We start from the raw sequence: 16,236 nt of genomic DNA, 5'->3' as shown, positions 1-16,236 counted from the left end.
GAGCCGACCCGAGGAGACCCGCATGTGCACGGTGATCGTGAGCGTCCCGAACGCGCCGGGTGCCCCCACACGGTTGCTGGCCGTGCGCGATGAGGACCCCGCCCGACCCTGGAATCCGCTCGGGGCGTGGTGGCCCGAGCGCGACGATCGCATCGTGGGCGTGCGTGACGTGCGCGCCGGCGGTGCGTGGCTGGCGGCGCTGCCGGATGCGGGCCGGCTGGCGGTGTTGCTCAACCGTGCCGATGTCTCGGACCGACCCGAGGCCGACCTGGTCTCGCGCGGGGTTCTCCCCCTGGATGCGGTGCAGGGCTCGGTTCCCTCGGGCGACCCGCGCACGCACGGCTTCAATCTGGTCGACGTCGACGGCGCGGCGGTGCGCGTGGTGTCGTGGGATGGGCGCGATCTCCGGTCGCGAAGCCTCGAGCCGGGTGTCCACATGCTCGCCCACGACGATGTCGACGACGCCTCCACCGCTCGCATCGCCGCATGGCTCGACGCGTTCCGCGCGGCGACCGGCCGGCCGGACGCCTGGATCGAAGCATGGCTGGGCGTGCTGGACCGCTCCGCGGAGCTCTCCCCCGACGACGATCGCGCGATCATCCGCGACAATCGCCCGCACGGGTACCCGACGCAGTCGCTGCTGCTGTGCGCGGCGGAGATCACGTCTTCCGGAGTGGATGTGCGTTACGGCGAGCTGGACCACCCTGCCCGGTGGACGCACCCGTCGTGGGCCTGACCACCGACCGGACTCGGGCCGACGGCGGGCGCCTCAGACACCGATGAGCACCGCGGACACCCGCTCGAGAGCGTCGGGCACGAGCCGGTAGTACGCCCAGGTGCCGCGCTTCGACCGGTGGAGGAATCCGGCCTCCGTGAGCACCTTCAGGTGGTGCGAGACCGTCGGCTGGGACAGCCCGATCGGATCGATGAGATCGCACACGCAGGCTTCCTGATCCGCATGGGAGGCCACGAGCGACAGCAATCGCAGCCGTGCCGGATCCGCGAGCGCCTTCAGCGTGGCGGCCATCCGCTCCGCCTCGTCGGGGCCGATCGGCGCCCTCTTCAAGGGCGCGCAGCATGCCGTGCCGTGCGTGACATCGGTGACCTCGAGCATCGCGACCATATATCGATAGTAGTAAATATTGACAGGTTTCGATACCCGACGTCATACTGTGCATCGATACTCATCGATATCCCGTGGAGGCCACCATGACGTTGCTCGAACTGACGCCGAGAGTCGAGGCGGACGATCCGCGGACGGCGTTGCCGGTGGTCATCATCGGGGCCGGCCCGGTCGGGCTCGCCGCAGCAGCGAATCTCGCCGAGCGGGGCAGGGACTTCGTCGTCATCGAGGCCGGCGATCGCGTCGCCGCATCCATTCGACTCTGGGGCCACACGCGACTGTTCTCGCCGTGGCGGCACGTCATCGATCCGGCTTCCCGACGTCTGCTCGAAGCGTCCGGCTGGACGATGCCGGCCGATGAGAGCCGATCGCCCACCGGCCACGAACTCGTCGACGCATTCCTGGAGCCCCTCGCCGCACTGCCGCAGATCGGGCCGCGCATACGGTTCGGCACGCGCGCGATCGCCGTGACGCGGAAGGGGATGGACCGCACCCGCACCGCCGGCCGCGCTCGAGCGCCGTTCCTGCTCCGCGTGCGGACCGCCGAGGGGATCGTCGAGGAACTGACGGGCCGCGCGGTGATCGATGCGTCCGGCACCTACGCGACGCCGAACCCGCTCGCTTCGTCCGGGCTGGATCCGCTCGGCCTCGCCGATGTCCCCGATCTCGTGCACCATGCGCTTCCCGACGTGCTCGGCACCGAGCGGGCGTCGTTCGCGGGAAAGCACACCGTCGTCGTCGGCGCCGGCCACTCGGCGTCGAACACCCTGATCGCCCTTGCCGAGGTGGCGAGAACCGAGCCGGCGACACGGGCGACGTGGCTCATCCGCAACGCCTCCGCGATCCGTGTCTCCTCGTCGCCGGACGACGAGCTCACCGATCGCGCCGCCCTCGGCTCTCGCGTGGAGCAGTTGGTCCACGCCGGACGCATCGCGGTGATCGACTCGTTCGAGATCTCACACCTGGAGTCGACCGACGTCGGCGGGGTGACCGTGGTCGGCACCCGCCACGACGAGCCGGCCCACATGGACGCCGACGTCGTGGTGAACGCGACCGGCTTCCGTCCCGACCTCAGCATGCTGCGCGAGATCCGACTCGAGCTCGATGACGTCATCGAGGCGCCGCGCCGGCTGGCGCCCCTCATCGACCCGAATGTGCACTCGTGCGGCACGGTCGCGCCGCACGGGTTCGCCGAACTTCGGCACGCGGAGCCGGGGTTCTTCCTGGCGGGCATGAAGTCCTACGGCCGGGCACCGACGTTCCTTCTCGCGACCGGGTATGAGCAGGTCCGCTCCATCACGGCATGGCTCGATGGCGATGCACCCGCCGCAGCAGAGGTTCGGCTCACCCTGCCCGCGACCGGCGTCTGCTCCACCGGCCTCGCCGAGGGCGGTTCGTGCTGCTGATGATCCGCATCCAGGTGATGACCGCCGCCGACTGGACCGATGTCGAGCAGATCTACGCCGCCGGAATCGCTTCGGGCGAGGCCACGTTCGAAACCGACACGCCCACGTGGGAGCAGTTCGACGCCGGCAGGATCCGACCGGCAAGACTCGTCGCCGTCGATGAGCGCGGGGCGGTTCTCGGATGGGCCGCCGCCTCACCGGTATCGGTACGGGCGGCATATCGAGGCGTGATCGAGCACTCCGTGTACGTCGACCCGGTCAAGCGCGGCGCCGGGATCGGTCGACGACTGCTTCAGGCCCTGGTAGCCGAGGCCGAGGAGGCCGGTTACTGGACGATCCAATCGAGCATCTTTCCCGAGAACACCGCGAGTCTGCGATTGCACGAGCAGACTGGCTTTCGCGTCGTGGGCAGGCGGGAGCGGATCGCACTCTCGCTTCTGGGTCCGCACGCCGGCACGTGGCGCGACACGATCCTCGTGGAGCGGCGCTCCGTCCGGCTCGGCCCGGATCCGTCCGCATCGTCAGGCGGGGCCTGATCCGTCCCATCCGTTGCGCTCGAAGTTAGGGCACCCTAACCTGAAGGGGTGACCGTCTCCACCGACTCTCCGCTCTTCCTGTTCGCCGGCGACAGCTCCGACGTGCCGTACGTGCAGGCGACGCTCGAACGCCTTCCGGTGGACGCCTTCGGCCACGTGTTCCTCGAGGTCGCGACCTCCGTCCAGATCCAGTCGCTGCGGCGGCCGGAGGGGATGTCGGTGCACTGGCTGTGCCGGACCGATGTCGGGGTCGACGCCACGATGAGCCCTCGCGGGGCACGCCTCGAGGCCGCGACGCGCGCGTGGCTGTCGGAGTGGATGTGCGGATCCGACTCCGGTCCGCGCATCATCTGGATCGGCGCGACGACGATTCCGGCGATGTCCCGCCTGCACGACGAGATCCATCACCATCACGCCGGCTGAGCGCGCACCTCAATCGCCTCGGGAGCGCCACGAGCGCACGATCTCCTTGATGCGGTCGAGCGCTGAGACCGGGTGACTCGGAAGCGGCTCGCCCTGGCGAAGCAGCGCGCCGCGCTCCTCGTCTGCACGCTGGGTCGCGTGCATGCGGTCGAGAGCTCGTTCATCACGCGGCGGAAGCTGCAGACTCTCCTCGGCGACCACACCCGCCTGCAGCTGGCGACCGCGCTCGAGTTCGGAATTGAATTCCGCACCCAGCAGCAGCGCGAGGTTGAGGATGAAAACCCAGATCAGGAACACCGCGATTCCCGCCAGGGAGCCGAACGTGCGCTCGTACTGGGAGAAGTTCGCGACGTAGGTGCGGAAGCCGAACGAACTCGCCGCGAGGAGCGCGACCGCCACGATCGCGCCGAGCGTGAGCCAGCGCACCTTGGGCTGGCGGATGTTCGGCGTGGCGTAATACAGCAGCGCGATGATGACGACCACGCACGCGGCCAGAAGCGGCCACCGGGCGATCTGCCACACGATCACCGCACCCTCGCGCCAGGCCAGTGCGGAGCCGAGGGCCTCCACCACCGGCCGGGAGAGGAAAGCGAGGGCCGCGACGAGGACGACGAAGACCACGATCACGATCGTGACCAGCACATCCAGCGGCTTGCGCATCCAGAACGGACGCCCCTCGTCGATCTCGTAGATGCGGTTCATCGCGCGCCCGAAGGCTCCGACGTAGAGCGACGCCGACCAGATGGCCGCCGCGACGCCGATGACCAGGCTCAGCGATGCGGAGGATCCTGCGGCCATGCTCGACAGCGGCTCGCGCACGATGTCGAGGACCGCGGCGGGCACGGCTCCTTCGATCATTTCCAGGCCGCGCTCGATCACCTCGGGACCGTCGGCGATGAGCCCGATGATCGAGACGAACGCGAGCAACCCGGGAAACACCGACAGCACCGCGAAGAAGGTCAGTCCCGCGGCGGCGTCGACGCATCCGTCCTGCCCGAACTCGTGCACGGCGCGGCGCAGGGAGTATCGCCAGGTGTCTCGCCGGATCCGCGTGGGCCACCGCACCTTGACCGGGTCGTCGGCTTCCGGACGACCACTCGACGCGGACGCGGACGCGGCCCCTTCCGTCTTGCTCACCGAGCGCGTCAGGGGACGGAGTTGATCTGCTCGAAGCTCGCCGCCTCGATGCCGTAGAAGACGAGCCCGAGCACGAGCATGGACAGCGCGAGAGCGCCCATGATGATGGCCAACGCCCGAAGCCGCTTGCGCCCGTGAGGAATCGTCAGGGCCGCGACGACCAGACCGATGTAGAGCCCGATGGTGACGATCAGGCCGATGATCGGAACGACGATCTGCAGCGTGAATCCGTAGATGAAGAACGCGAGCATGAGCACGGCGAGAGCGCCCCCCGCAACCAGCCATACCGCGGTGTTCGCGCGAGCCCTCCCCTTCGGTTCCGGATCGTCGCTCGAGCGTGCGCTCGACAACGAGTCGTCGAGGGCAGCCTTCCGCGCCCGCTTCGACGCCTCGAAATCTGCGGTCTCCTCGGATCCGTTCATAGGATCACCTCCAGCCCGCGACGTTAGGCGATCGGGACGGTCTGCGGCACGGCCTTGACACACGATGGAACGACGCGTCAGTCACGTCCCCTGCCGTTGCCGCCGGCGTTGCCGTTCCCTCCAGCATTGCTGTTTGCCGCAGCGTTGTCGTTGCCGTTCCCGCCGGCGTTGCTGTTGGCTCCCGCATTCGCGGCGCCCCCGTCGAGTTCGCCGTCGACGTTCTCCTCGGCATTCCCGTCATCGACGTTGGCCGTCGCCCCCTGTGAGGGAGGCTGTGAAGCGTCGTCTTCGGTCGTCTCGTCGCCTGATGAGCCGCTCGGCGCATCCGACACGGTCTCGTTCACAGCTCCGTAATCCCCGGTCTCCGTCTCGCTCGGCTCGACCGGAGTGGGAAGCACCGTCTGCTCTGTGAGAACCTCTTCACCGACCGAGTCCGCGGACACCGCCCATGACGCCAACCACACGGAACAGCCGAGCGTCAGCGCCATTGTCGCCGATGCCGCCAGGGCCCATCCACGTGATCCGGGGCGATGGCGGGTGGTCCGGCGTCGAGCACCGGCGACGTGGGCGCCGGCACTGCCGTGAGGGACCGCAGACGCGGCCACGGCTTCGTCCACGAGCGTGCGCGTCGCCGGTGCCGGTGCCGGTGCCGGTGCCGGTGCCGGTGCCGGTGCCGGTGCCGGTGCCGCGACGGTGTCGATGTCCCCCACCGTCGGCGTGTCCCATGCAGCAGCGGCACGCTGGGGCGACGGCGCGAGGTCGCCGTGCGGGTGCGCGAAATCGCGCACGTGAGCCGCCACCTCGACCGCGGTCGGACGCGCGGTCGGATCGATCGCCGTCATGCGAGCAAGGAGTGGCGCCCATTCCGGCCCCACGGACGGTGGGATGAGCGGTTGGTTCGTGAGCCGGACGACGACGGATTCCACACCCGTGGCCTGGGGAAACGCGCGCTGCCCGGTGAGCGCCTGCAGGAGCACCAGCCCGAGCGCGTACACGTCTGCCGCAGGCGCCGGGCTCTCTCCGCGCACCTGCTCGGGAGCAAGGAAGGCCGCCGTGCCGACGACGAGGCCGGGCTCGGTGAATCGCTCGGTCCCGGCCAGGTGAGCGATTCCGAAGTCGGCGAGTCGTGCCCGGTGGCGTTCCGCCGCACGACGCTCAGCCGCCAGCAGGATGTTCGCCGGCTTCACGTCGCGATGGACGATGCCCGCAGCGTGCACCGCGGCGAGAGCTTCCGTCAGGTCGAGGGCGATAGCGCCCACTTCATCGCTGGGCAACGGGCCACCATCGAGTCTTTCGGCGAGCGTCACGCCGTCGACGAATTCCATCACGAGATAGGTCTGGCCGTCCTCCGCGATGCGCGCGTCGAACAACGTCACAAGGCCGGGATGATTCAACGACGCCAGCAGTGCCATCTCGCTCCGGGCACGATCCGCCGCTGCGGCATCCTGATCGCGCAAGCGTTTGATCGCCACCGTCCGGCCGAGTTGCGTGTCTTCGGCGCGAATGACGTCCGCCATGCCGCCGCTTCCGAGCACACCCATCGCCCGGTAGCGACCACCGATGAGCTCACCGGTGGTGAAGGGAGATGAGGGGGGCATGCAGGTTCCATCCGCGTCGGGTGCGATATCGCGAAGCTACCGAGAAGGTCGACGCGATCAGGGGCCCTTGACTCTCGCGCGGATTGCTGATTGCCAGACCGACCCCGCGACGTCAGGCCGGGCCGGGGGCTCATGCCCACACGAAAAAACCCCCGGAATTCCGGGGGTTTGAATCGGTAGCAGGAGCGGGGCTTGAACCCGCGACCTCACGATTATGAGTCGTGCGCTCTCACCAACTGAGCTACCCTGCCGCGACGCATCCGCGGTCTGTGTGGATGCTGCGAGCCCCGAGTCAGGATTGAACTGACGACCCCTTCCTTACCATGGAAGTGCTCTGCCACTGAGCTATCGGGGCATGCCACCCGCAAGCGGGCAACTCAAAGAGGATATCAGGTCGCTGCATCCCCTTGAAATCGGATCAGCCCCCGGCGTGCTCGCGGAGCCACGGGAGCGGATCGATGGCCGTTTCGCCTCCCATGAGCACCTCGAAGTGAAGGTGCGGCCCCGTGGAGCGGCCGGTGTTGCCGACCAGACCGATGGTCGTGCCGACCTCGATCTCCTGACCGACCTCGACCTGGAGCGACCCGTACTGCATGTGCGCATAATGGGTCGAGACGAGTTCGCCGTCGATGACGTGGTCGATGATGACGTGCACCCCGTACGCACCGCCCGACTCGGTCGCCTCCCGCACGACGCCGTCAGCGACAGCCTGGATGGGCGACCCCAAACCGGGAACGAAGTCGATTCCCTCGTGAAGGGCACCCCAGCGCATGCCGAATCCGGAGCTCATCGGGACTCCGACGGCAAACGGCCACTGAATCTCGGCGTTCGGGTCGTTGTAGAACAGGTCGGAGGTCTGGGTGATGCCCGATTCGGCGGCGAGCTCGGCATAGGTCTCGGTGCCGTAGCTCTCGCTGCGCTGAATCTGGAGGTTCTGCACACCTTCCGGCGCAACGTACGCCTGGATCTCGTCGGCCTCCTCGGCCGTCAGGTCGGTCGCTCCGGGAGCGATGACCGTGCCGGCGACACTCTCTCCGGTGGCGGCGGCGAGCGCTTCGGCCGGCGTGGTGGTGCCGACGGCCAGGAGCGTCACGACACTCATGACGCCGATCGAGAACGACGCGGTCGCCAGGCGCTTGAAGGAGGCACCCGACACCCGGCGGGACACACGGGGAGCGGCCGCCGATGCGCCGAGATCCGCTGCAGGCGCCTCACCGTCGGCTGGGTCCTCCGCCGCGACCGTTCGCTGCACGGGCGTCTCGCCGGTGAAGTTGAGACGCCGCGCGGCGGTGTCGAAGTCGTCGATGACCGGAGCGTCGCTGTCCCTCTCGTCCGTCGGGACGTCGGACGCCGACCGGTCCACACCGGTCACCTCAGTGACGATGACCGAGGGCTCGGGCGCCTTGGCGGCATCCATCGTCGCCATCTCGGGTGCGGACTCATCGACGGGGATCACACCGGTGACGGCGCGGGCCGCTCGCGCAGCGCGGCGGGAAGTCGGCGCCGCGGGCTGGGGAGACGCGGGAATCATCGGGATCTCGGTCGAGGACGCTGAGCCGTGACGTGGGACCGCGTGCTCGACGGCCGGAAACTCCGCCGACGACGCCGGGGCAGGCGCGCGGTGAACACGGCTGGAGCGCCGGGTGGGCGCGGGCTCAGCCAGGGGGGAATCGGGAAGCAAGCGGGTGGGGCTCTCGGGTCGAGTCGCAGGGGAAGCGACGGTCTTTCGGGGGATAGACCCTTCTCACCGACCGAACGGCGAAAAGTAACGATCGGGTAAACACCCTACCCGCGCGACCCTGAGAACTCCATCCGTGGACATGCGGTTTCGCGAATCCATATGTGACGTTTCTGTTTCAGGCCGGTCGCGACGCGACGGCGACCAGCTGTTCGATCAGCGCAGGACCGGCGGCCACCGTCAGCGGGCGCTCCTGATCGTCGATCCACGCGATCTCACCGCCCGACTCGGTGACGAGCAGATCGGCCGCGGCGTGGTCCCAGGGCTTGAGTCCGCGTTCGAAGAAGCCGTCGACCCGCCCGGCGGCGACGTACGCGATGTCGAGCGCAGCGGCGCCGATGCGGCGGATGTCGCGGGCGAGGGGCATCACGCGGCCGACGAGCGCGAGGTCGGCCGCGTGAGTGGCGGCGTCGTAGCCGAAACCCGTGGCCAGCAGCGCTCCAGCGGGGCCGGGTGCGGCGTTGACGCTCAGCTGACGTCCATCGAGCCACGCGCCGTGACCGGCGGCGGCGTGGAACAGCTCTCCCTGGGCGGGGCTGTAGACGACACCGGCGAGCACCTCCCACTCCCCCGGCGTCGGCGTTCCGGTCACAGCCGCGACGCTGGTCGCGTATGCCGGGATGCCGAACGCGTAGTTGACCGTGCCGTCGATCGGGTCGACGACCCAGGTGATGCCCGACGTGCCGGCGTGCGTGCCGCCCTCCTCGCCGAGAAAGCCGTCATCGGGGCGTGCGACGGCGATCCGGTCGCGGATGAGCGTCTCGACCTCGCGGTCGGCCTCGGTGACGATGTCGGCCAGGGCCGACTTCGTCGCGGCGATCGCCACCCCCTCGCTGCGACGACGACGGGCGAGGTCGCCGCCCTCTCGAGCGACGGCGATCGCGATGGCCTCGAGTTCGGCGGCAAGCGTCATGCCTCCACGCTATACGCCGGGTGGTTACGGTGAAGGCATGGTCGCCGTCGCCGCGCACACCCATGACGTCGTCATCGTGGGCGGGGGCCACAACGCGCTCGTCGCCGCCGCCTACCTCGCCCGAGACGGTCGCTCGGTCGCGGTCCTCGAACGCCTCGGCCACGTCGGCGGCGCCGCGGTGTCGGAACGGCCGTGGGCCGGAGTCGACGCACGCCTGTCGCGGTACTCCTACCTGGTGAGCCTCCTGCCCCGCCACGTGATCGACGACCTCGGACTGCGGGTGCGGTTGACGCGCCGGCGATACTCCTCGTATACGCCCGATCCGCTCCATCCCGATCGCGGTGTCCTGATCGACACGGCGGATGCGCAGGCCACAGCGGACTCCTTCGCGCGCGTCACCGGGGACCCGCACGAAGCGCGACGCTTCGCCGACCTGTCCGACCGCCTCGGCGCCGCCGCCGCGGCGACCTTCCCGTCGATGACCTCTCCCCTCCCGTCCGCACCGGAGATGAGGGCTCGATGGGGCGACGACGGCCTGTGGGAGGCTCTGGTAGAGCAGCCGCTCGGCGGCCTCGTACGCGCATCCGTCACGTCGGACATCGCTCGAGGCATGGTGCTCACCGACGGCCTGATCGGCACGTTCGCCGCCGCCGATGACCCATCTCTCCGGCAGAACCGATGCTTCCTGTACCACGTCATCGGCGGCGGAACCGGCGACTGGGATGTGCCCGTCGGCGGGATGGGACGGGTGACGAGCGAACTCGAACGGGCCGCCCGCGCCGCGGGCGCGCAGATTCTCACGGCGGCGCCCGTGACGGCGATCTCGCCCGACGGCGAGGTGCACGTGGGCGGCGACGAGCCTCGCGTGCTGCACGGTCGGATCGTGCTCAGCGGAGTCGGACCTGCCGTGCTCGCCGACCTGCTGCGTGCGGGCGAGGCGGATGCCGCCGATTCAAGCGCACCGGTCGAGGGCGCGCAGCTGAAGGTGAACATGCTGCTGCGACGGCTGCCGCGGCTGCGCGATGCGCACGTCGCGCCCGAGGCGGCGTTCGCGGGCACGTTCCACGTGAACGAGACGCTCTCGCAGCTGGACTCGGCGGCGGCCGCCGCGCAGGCCGGTCACGTGCCGGATCCGCTTCCGGCCGAGATCTACTGCCACTCGCTGTCCGATCCGTCGATCCTCGGTGACCCGTTGCGGGCGACGGGCGCGCAGACGCTCACCCTCTTCGGGCTGCAGGTGCCGCACCGGCTGGCGGCGGGCCGCGACCCGGACGCGTATCGAGGCGAACTGCTCTCCGCGGCCGAACGGTCCCTCGACGCGGTGCTGGGCGAGTCGCTCGCCGGCTGCCTCTACGAGGATGCGGAGGGAAACCCCTGCATCGAAGCGCGCACGACGGCCGACCTCGAAGTCTCACTCGGCATGGTCGCCGGCGACATCTTCCACGGCGCGCTGTCGTGGCCGTGGGCGGAGCCCGGCGAGACGCTGGAGACTCCTTCGCAGCGGTGGGGTGTCGCCACGGCACACGACCGGATCCTGCTGTGCGGCTCCGGCGCGCGACGAGGCGGCGCGGTCAGCGGTCTCGGCGGCCACAATGCGGCGATGGCCGTGCGGGAGATCCTCGGAGCGTGACGCTCGCGGGTCTCGACGACCGTCACGCATCGGAGGTCGCGTGAGCCGAGCTGTCAGGTGCGCGGCGGCAGCGGTGGGGGCGGTGGGTAGCCCTCGTAGCCGGGCGCCGGCGGGGTCTCCGCGTCACCGGCATCCTCCTGCGCGCCGGAGCGCTGGGGACCGGCGGGAGACGACTCCGTGGCCGGAGCAGGTCCCCAGGGCATGGGCGAGGGCGGCTGCTGGCGCGCGGCGTGACCGGCGGCCGATGTCGGCTGCGGTTCGCCCCCGCCGGGCTCCTCTCCCGCCGGCCGAGCCGGCGCGGGGTCATCGGCGGGCGCCGGCGGCACCGGCGGAGCGGTCTCGGGCGGCCGCTGCGCGGAAGGTTCGGGTGCGGCGGCCTGCGGGGCGTAGGCCGGTGGCTCGGCGACGCCTGGCGTCGGAGCGGCGGCCGCCGGGGGCGGATACGTCGGCTCGGGCTGGTACGCGGGCGTCGGCTGGTGTGCGGCGCCGGGCTGCGCGTAGGGCTGAGTGGGGTAGCCGGTGTAGTAGGCGTTCCAGTCGGGGCTTCCGTCGACGAGAACCGGCAGCGGGGTGCGACCGTCGGCGTAGGTCGGCCAGGCCACCGGCGCCGGCCGGGCACGCGGCGGGCGGGGTGCGAACAGGGCGTTCACGAGCGGCAGCAGGGCGGTGCCGACGGCGGCGAGGATCGTGATGGCGACGACGAAGCGCCAATAAAGTGAGGCGAATCGGATGTACTCGTGGAAGGCGAGCGGCAGCACGAGCATGACGGCGAGGATGGCCACGAGGCTCACCGTCACGGCGTAGACGACGACAGTGAAAGTCGTGCGGTTGCGCTGCAGCGCCTTGGTGAACAGGCGCACGTGCAGCAGCGCGAGCTGCAGCACCAGCACGATCAGCAGGAACTGCACGAAACGGCCGAAGCCGCTGTAGAAGGAGCGCTCCGGCATCCAGATCATGGTCGCCCCGAGCAGCAGGATGACGATCCAGACGCCCATGCTCGCCAGCGCGAACCACGCCGGTCGTCGTGGCGCGAGATGCGCGTCCAGCAGAGCGGCACCGGCGAAGCCCGCCAACAGCAGGATCGTGAGGAAGGCCCGACCGATGATGCCGTTGTCGGAGCCGACGAACACCCACACCACGCACACGAACGCGGCCGCGATGAGCGCGCCGATCGCGACCCAGATCGCGGCACGGATCAGCTTCGAGCTCGAGGTCTCGTCGGCCGGGGCTTCGGGTGGATAGGGCGCAGTCATGGTCGAACCTTTCTCCGCGGGTGCTCCGCATCGACCATCCTCGCACGGGGTCATCGACGCGGGCGAGGGTCAGGCGACGGGCTGTGGATGAACCGGAAACGAGGAAAGGCCCCGCGCATCGCGGGGCCTTTCGGATCGGTGGCGAGTGAGGGATTCGAACCCCCGAAGGCTACGCCGGCTGATTTACAGTCAGATCCCTTTGGCCGCTTGGGTAACTCGCCAGGTGCGCACCTGTCCGGCTTTTCCAGTCGACCAGAGGCGCGATCAATAATCTTACCCCCGGATACGCACGCGCAGAAATCGACGCCGGCGGTCCTCGATGCCCCGCGGAGTCACGTGCCGATGCGGTCGATGTCGGTGTCGTCGAACACCGACGGCAGGCGCAGCAGCGCCCCCTCGAAGCGGCACGTGGCAGCCGCCGCATCCATCGCGTCGACGAGGATCTCCCGCCAATCGGGCACGACCGCGCCCTCGGCGTCGGCGAGAGCGGCGATCGTCACCGCGAATGACGCGTCGCCCGCACCCATCGTGTCGACGATCGGCCCGGGCATGGTGGAGATGGGCTGCGTCATGGACTCCGTGCCGGCGACGATCGACGCGCCGTCGCGCCCTCGCGTGGCAAGCACCGCGGTGGCTCCGGCCGCGCGCAGTCGCTCCACGACGGTGTCGAGTCCCTGCCGGTACAGCAGCGTCGCGTCGTCGTCCCCCACCTTCACGAGGTCGGCCGACGCCGCGAGCGCCTCGAACCCGCGCACGAATTCGGCGCGGTCGTGCATCATCGCCTCGCGCGGATTCGGATCGAGGGCGACGACGGATCCTTCGAGCGCGTCGGCGAGCGCCTCGGCCTCGGCGGGGACATCGAACGGGAAACAGCTGACGGCCACGACCGCGGCCTTCGAGATCGCGGCGCGTTCGACATCGCCGAACCGGATGCTGCGGTTCTGCGCCGCCTCGTTGAACTCGTACACGGGCTCGCCACCGGGACCCCGTGTGCTGACGGCACGCGACGAACCGCGCGGCGCGGGAGAGGCGAGGAGCTCGACGTCGTAGTCGTGGAGGTAGGAGCGGATGTGATCGCCGGACTCGTCGTCGCCGACCATCGCGATGAGCGTTGTGGGAACCCCCAGCCGACTGAGCCCGACCGCCACGTTCAGCGCCGCTCCCCCGACGAACTCCCGCACTCCGCGCTCGTCGCGGATCTCGTCGATGAGCGCGTCGCCGATGACGACCACTGAGCCGGTCATGCGGCCTCCGCCACGCGGTTCACGAGCGCCTCGGCGCGCTGGCGGGTGCCGTCGATACGGCGGTCGACACTCGCCCGCATCTCGTTCGGAGCCAGCGGCGCGGCAAGCCGCACGTTCTCGTGACACGACAGGTCGGCGCAGATGTATGTGCCGATGCTGTCGCCGTTGTCGCCGGCATCCCCCGCTTTGCGCGCCGTGAACAGGGCGACCTGGTCACCGGGCTGCATCGTGTGACACAGGTTGCACATCGCCGGGCGGGCGTGAGAGGAGCCCGAGCTCGCCCGCAGCACCACACCGGTCGGTTCCCCGCCGACCTCGGCGATCATGTAACCCCTGCCGCGGGTCTGCGGATCGCGCCATGCGAAGAAGTCGGTGTGGTCCCACTCCGTCAGCACGAAGTCGGCGGGCAGCTTCACCCGCGTGATCTCGTCGGGTGCGGCGTTCACGAACGACTCGCGGACGTCGTTCTCGGTCAACGGGCGCATGCAGCCTCCTCGTCCGGTGTGCGGCCAGTCTAAGGACTCCGCCGACGGCTCCGGGAGGCATCCGCCCGTCATGCCCGCTCCCCGGTCGTGGAGGCCGCGGTCGCTTCTGTCCCGTCGGTGTCGGGAGCATCCTGCCTGCCCCGGATGAGGAATCCGAAGCCGAACGCGATGAAGAACATCAGAACGCCGTAGACCGCGGCGGGAAGGCTCAGCTCGACCGACCCCAGCACCGTCTGGGCGATGACGATCGCGAGGGTCGCGTTGTGGATGCCGATCTCGAACGACGACGCGATCGCCTGCCGGCGTCCGACTCGCACCAGTCGCGGCACGAGGTATCCGACCGACAGACTGAGCACACAGAACACGATGGTGATGAGTGCGAGGCGCCCGGCGTTCTCGACCAGCAGCGCCCAGTTCGCCGCGACGGCTCCGGCGATCACGATGACCAGGACGATCACCGAGATGACCCGCACGGGCCGGTCCATCCCGCGGGCGAACCGCGGCCAGAGTCGGCGCACGATCATGCCGCCGATGACGGGAAGCAGCACGATCGCGAATACCTCGAGGGTCTTGGCCCACTGCAGGCCGAGCTGATCGTCGAACGGGTCGAAGTACCAGATCGCGAAGTTCGTGATCAGCGGGAGGGTCACGACGGCGATGACGGAGTTCAGGGCGGTGAGCGAGATGTTCAGGGCGATGTCGCCGCGGAACAGGTGTGAGTAGAGGTTCGCGGTCGTGCCACCCGGCGAGGCGGCGAGCATCATCATCCCGACCGCGAGGATCGGAGGGAGCTGGAAGAGAATCACCAGACCGAAGCACAAGACCGGGAGGAGCAGCAGCTGACACCCGAGGGCGACGAGCACGGCCTTGGGCTGGGTCGCGACACGGGCGAAGTCCCGCGGCGTGAGGCTCAGCCCCAGGCCGAACATGATGATCCCGAGCGCGACGGGAAGTCCTATGGTGGTCAACGCTGATCCCATCCGTTCAGTGTGTCGGATGCCGCCCCACCTCACCAGAGCCGCCCCGCACTCGGTCGGCGTCGGGTCCGCAGACAGGTGGCGACTGCGAGGCGGGAGTAGATTTGAGGGATGGCAGACTCCAGTTTTGACATCGTCTCCAAGATCGATCGCCAGGAAGCCGACAACGCGCTCAATCAGGCGCGCAAGGAGCTCGAGCAGCGCTACGACTTCAAGGGCACCGGCGTCTCGATCGAATGGAGCGGCGAGGCCGTGCTGATCAAGGCCAACAGCGAGGAGCGTGCGACGGCGGCCCTCGACGTCTTCCAGACCAAACTCGTCAAGCGCGGCATCTCCCTGAAGAGCCTCGACAGCGGCGAGCCACAGGCCAGCGGCAAGGAGTTCCGCATCGTCTCCACGCTCAAGGAAGGCATCTCGCAGGAGAACGCGAAGAAGATCGGCAAGATCATCCGCGACGAGGGGCCGAAGTCGGTCAAGTCGCAGATCCAGGGCGACGAGCTGCGCGTGCAGTCGAAGAGCCGCGACGACCTGCAGGAGGTGCAGCGCCTGCTCAAGGCCGCCGACCTCGACGTCGATCTGCAGTTCGTGAACTACCGCTGAGGCGCTGCTCCGGCCGATGCGGTCGCATCGCGACGGATGCGCTCAGGTGCCGCAGAAGGTCCGGTACGGCCCGAAGCTGTCCGGGGCCGGCCGCGCGAAACGCTCACACCCCTCTCGCTCGACGAAGGGTGAGCGGACCACGGCCAACAGGCGCGCGAACGGCTCGAGGTCACCGGCGGTGGCCGCATCCAGCGCCTCTTCCACCACGTGATTGCGCGGGATGTACACCGGGTTGCGGGCATCCATCGCCGCAGCATCCGGGCCGAGGGCCAGCCACCGCTGTGCCCACAGGTTGAACGGCTCGGGGTCCGCGAACAGCTCGTGCGCCGCCCCCGCTTCGCCCCGCGCCGCGTCCGCGAGCCGGCGGAAGAACCCTGTGTAGTCGACGCGTCCGATCTCCAGCAGACTGACCAGATCGGTCGACAGGGCCGTCGTGACGGCTTCGTCGACATCAGCTGGTATGCCGAGCTTGACTCGCATTCCCTCCGACCAGGCGGCGTTGAACGCGTCCGCGTATCGGCTGAGCGCGTTCTGGGCGAGCTCGACGGCACGGTCGGTGTCGGCGTCGATCGTCGGCAGCAGCGCCTCGGCCAAACGCGCGAGGTTCCACTCGCCGATGCGCGACTGGCGCCCGAACGCGTAGCGGCCCTGGAGGTCGATCGAGCTGTAGACAGAAGCCGGATCGAAGGCCTCCATGAAGGCGCACGGCCCGTAGTCGATCGTCTCACCCGAGATCGTCATGTTGTCGGTG

Annotated in this window: 17 protein-coding genes and 3 tRNA genes; 6 read left to right on the top strand and 14 right to left on the bottom strand. The window is 69.4% G+C overall.

What is annotated here, in order from left to right; all coding sequences use genetic code 11:
• The first annotated feature begins 22 nt into the window (after positions 1-22).
• On the top strand, positions 23-736 hold the full coding sequence (locus B3S45_RS08300) for an NRDE family protein (RefSeq protein ID WP_286719678.1): 714 nt from the start codon (positions 23-25) through the stop codon (positions 734-736).
• A gap of 33 nt (positions 737-769) precedes the next feature.
• Here the strand turns inward: B3S45_RS08300 and B3S45_RS08295 are convergent, their stop codons facing one another.
• Entirely contained in the window at positions 770-1,123 is a 354-nt protein-coding gene (locus B3S45_RS08295) for an ArsR/SmtB family transcription factor (protein ID WP_286719676.1), read from the bottom strand.
• Positions 1,124-1,209: 86 nt separating this feature from the next.
• On the opposite strand from B3S45_RS08295, the gene B3S45_RS08290 reads away from it, so the two are divergent.
• From B3S45_RS08290 to B3S45_RS08280, 3 genes are read left to right on the top strand one after another with little or no spacing between them, the layout of a single operon-like run.
• Positions 1,210-2,529 (top strand): FAD-dependent oxidoreductase, encoded by a 1,320-nt coding sequence (locus B3S45_RS08290; protein WP_071044092.1) that lies wholly within the window; start codon positions 1,210-1,212, stop codon positions 2,527-2,529.
• A complete protein-coding gene (locus B3S45_RS08285) occupies positions 2,529-3,065 on the top strand; it encodes a GNAT family N-acetyltransferase (RefSeq protein WP_286719969.1) in 537 nt (178 codons plus the stop codon). Before B3S45_RS08290 ends, B3S45_RS08285 begins: the two co-directional genes overlap by 1 nt.
• Positions 3,066-3,113: 48 nt before the next feature.
• Positions 3,114-3,488: an SIP domain-containing protein gene (locus tag B3S45_RS08280; protein WP_071043807.1), complete on the top strand. Its 375-nt coding sequence runs from the start codon at positions 3,114-3,116 to the stop codon at positions 3,486-3,488.
• 9 nt (positions 3,489-3,497) lie between these two features.
• Here B3S45_RS08280 and B3S45_RS08275 read toward each other — a convergent pair whose 3' ends face one another.
• From B3S45_RS08275 to B3S45_RS08245, 7 genes are all read right to left on the bottom strand, one after another.
• The gene (locus B3S45_RS08275; RefSeq protein WP_071043808.1) at positions 3,498-4,625 is read right to left on the bottom strand and encodes a YihY/virulence factor BrkB family protein; all 1,128 of its coding nucleotides are present in this window, start codon (positions 4,623-4,625) and stop codon (positions 3,498-3,500) included.
• 8 nt (positions 4,626-4,633) lie between these two features.
• On the bottom strand, positions 4,634-5,047 hold the full coding sequence (locus B3S45_RS08270) for a hypothetical protein (protein WP_071043809.1): 414 nt from the start codon (positions 5,045-5,047) through the stop codon (positions 4,634-4,636).
• 77 nt (positions 5,048-5,124) lie between these two features.
• Complete coding sequence (locus tag B3S45_RS08265) at positions 5,125-6,645, bottom strand: serine/threonine-protein kinase (RefSeq protein WP_286719670.1); 1,521 nt, start codon at positions 6,643-6,645, stop codon at positions 5,125-5,127.
• A gap of 177 nt (positions 6,646-6,822) precedes the next feature.
• A tRNA-Met gene (locus tag B3S45_RS08260) sits at positions 6,823-6,896 on the bottom strand.
• A 32-nt stretch (positions 6,897-6,928) separates the two neighbouring features.
• Positions 6,929-7,000: transfer RNA gene (locus B3S45_RS08255), tRNA-Thr, on the bottom strand.
• Between the two features lie 63 nt (positions 7,001-7,063).
• Positions 7,064-8,176 (bottom strand): M23 family metallopeptidase, encoded by a 1,113-nt coding sequence (locus B3S45_RS08250; protein WP_083336409.1) that lies wholly within the window; start codon positions 8,174-8,176, stop codon positions 7,064-7,066.
• Between the two features lie 325 nt (positions 8,177-8,501).
• Positions 8,502-9,296 carry an inositol monophosphatase family protein gene (locus B3S45_RS08245; RefSeq protein WP_071043812.1) on the bottom strand — a complete coding sequence of 265 codons (795 nt, stop codon included), beginning with the start codon at positions 9,294-9,296 and terminating at the stop codon, positions 8,502-8,504.
• A gap of 37 nt (positions 9,297-9,333) precedes the next feature.
• On the opposite strand from B3S45_RS08245, the gene B3S45_RS08240 reads away from it, so the two are divergent.
• Positions 9,334-10,926: a phytoene desaturase family protein gene (locus B3S45_RS08240; RefSeq protein WP_286719665.1), complete on the top strand. Its 1,593-nt coding sequence runs from the start codon at positions 9,334-9,336 to the stop codon at positions 10,924-10,926.
• 53 nt (positions 10,927-10,979) lie between these two features.
• On the opposite strand, the gene B3S45_RS08235 is transcribed toward B3S45_RS08240, so the two are convergent.
• The 5 genes from B3S45_RS08235 to B3S45_RS08215 all read right to left on the bottom strand — a co-directional run bounded on the left by B3S45_RS08235 (position 10,980) and on the right by B3S45_RS08215 (position 14,876).
• A complete protein-coding gene (locus B3S45_RS08235) occupies positions 10,980-12,179 on the bottom strand; it encodes a hypothetical protein (RefSeq protein ID WP_286719663.1) in 1,200 nt (399 codons plus the stop codon).
• Between the two features lie 139 nt (positions 12,180-12,318).
• Positions 12,319-12,400: transfer RNA gene (locus B3S45_RS08230), tRNA-Tyr, on the bottom strand.
• Positions 12,401-12,511: 111 nt separating this feature from the next.
• Positions 12,512-13,423 carry a carbohydrate kinase family protein gene (locus tag B3S45_RS08225; protein ID WP_071043839.1) on the bottom strand — a complete coding sequence of 304 codons (912 nt, stop codon included), beginning with the start codon at positions 13,421-13,423 and terminating at the stop codon, positions 12,512-12,514.
• Entirely contained in the window at positions 13,420-13,908 is a 489-nt protein-coding gene (locus B3S45_RS08220) for an FBP domain-containing protein (RefSeq protein WP_071043840.1), read from the bottom strand. Before B3S45_RS08220 ends, B3S45_RS08225 begins: the two co-directional genes overlap by 4 nt.
• Positions 13,909-13,976: 68 nt before the next feature.
• Complete coding sequence (locus B3S45_RS08215; protein WP_286719660.1) at positions 13,977-14,876, bottom strand: bile acid:sodium symporter family protein; 900 nt, start codon at positions 14,874-14,876, stop codon at positions 13,977-13,979.
• 120 nt (positions 14,877-14,996) lie between these two features.
• On the opposite strand from B3S45_RS08215, the gene B3S45_RS08210 reads away from it, so the two are divergent.
• Positions 14,997-15,485, top strand: coding sequence for a YajQ family cyclic di-GMP-binding protein (locus tag B3S45_RS08210; RefSeq protein ID WP_286719657.1), 489 nt, complete (start codon positions 14,997-14,999; stop codon positions 15,483-15,485).
• Between the two features lie 42 nt (positions 15,486-15,527).
• Here B3S45_RS08210 and B3S45_RS08205 read toward each other — a convergent pair.
• The coding region (locus B3S45_RS08205) for a protein adenylyltransferase SelO family protein (protein WP_286719655.1) at positions 15,528-16,236 on the bottom strand (709 nt) is incomplete at its 5' end.

Origin of the sequence: Microbacterium sp. UBA1612, assembly GCF_002321605.1 — a bacterium.
GTDB lineage: Bacteria > Actinomycetota > Actinomycetes > Actinomycetales > Microbacteriaceae > Microbacterium > Microbacterium luteum.
The sequence above is the reverse complement of the archived record's forward strand: the minus strand, read 5'-3'. Positions and strand labels throughout refer to the sequence as shown.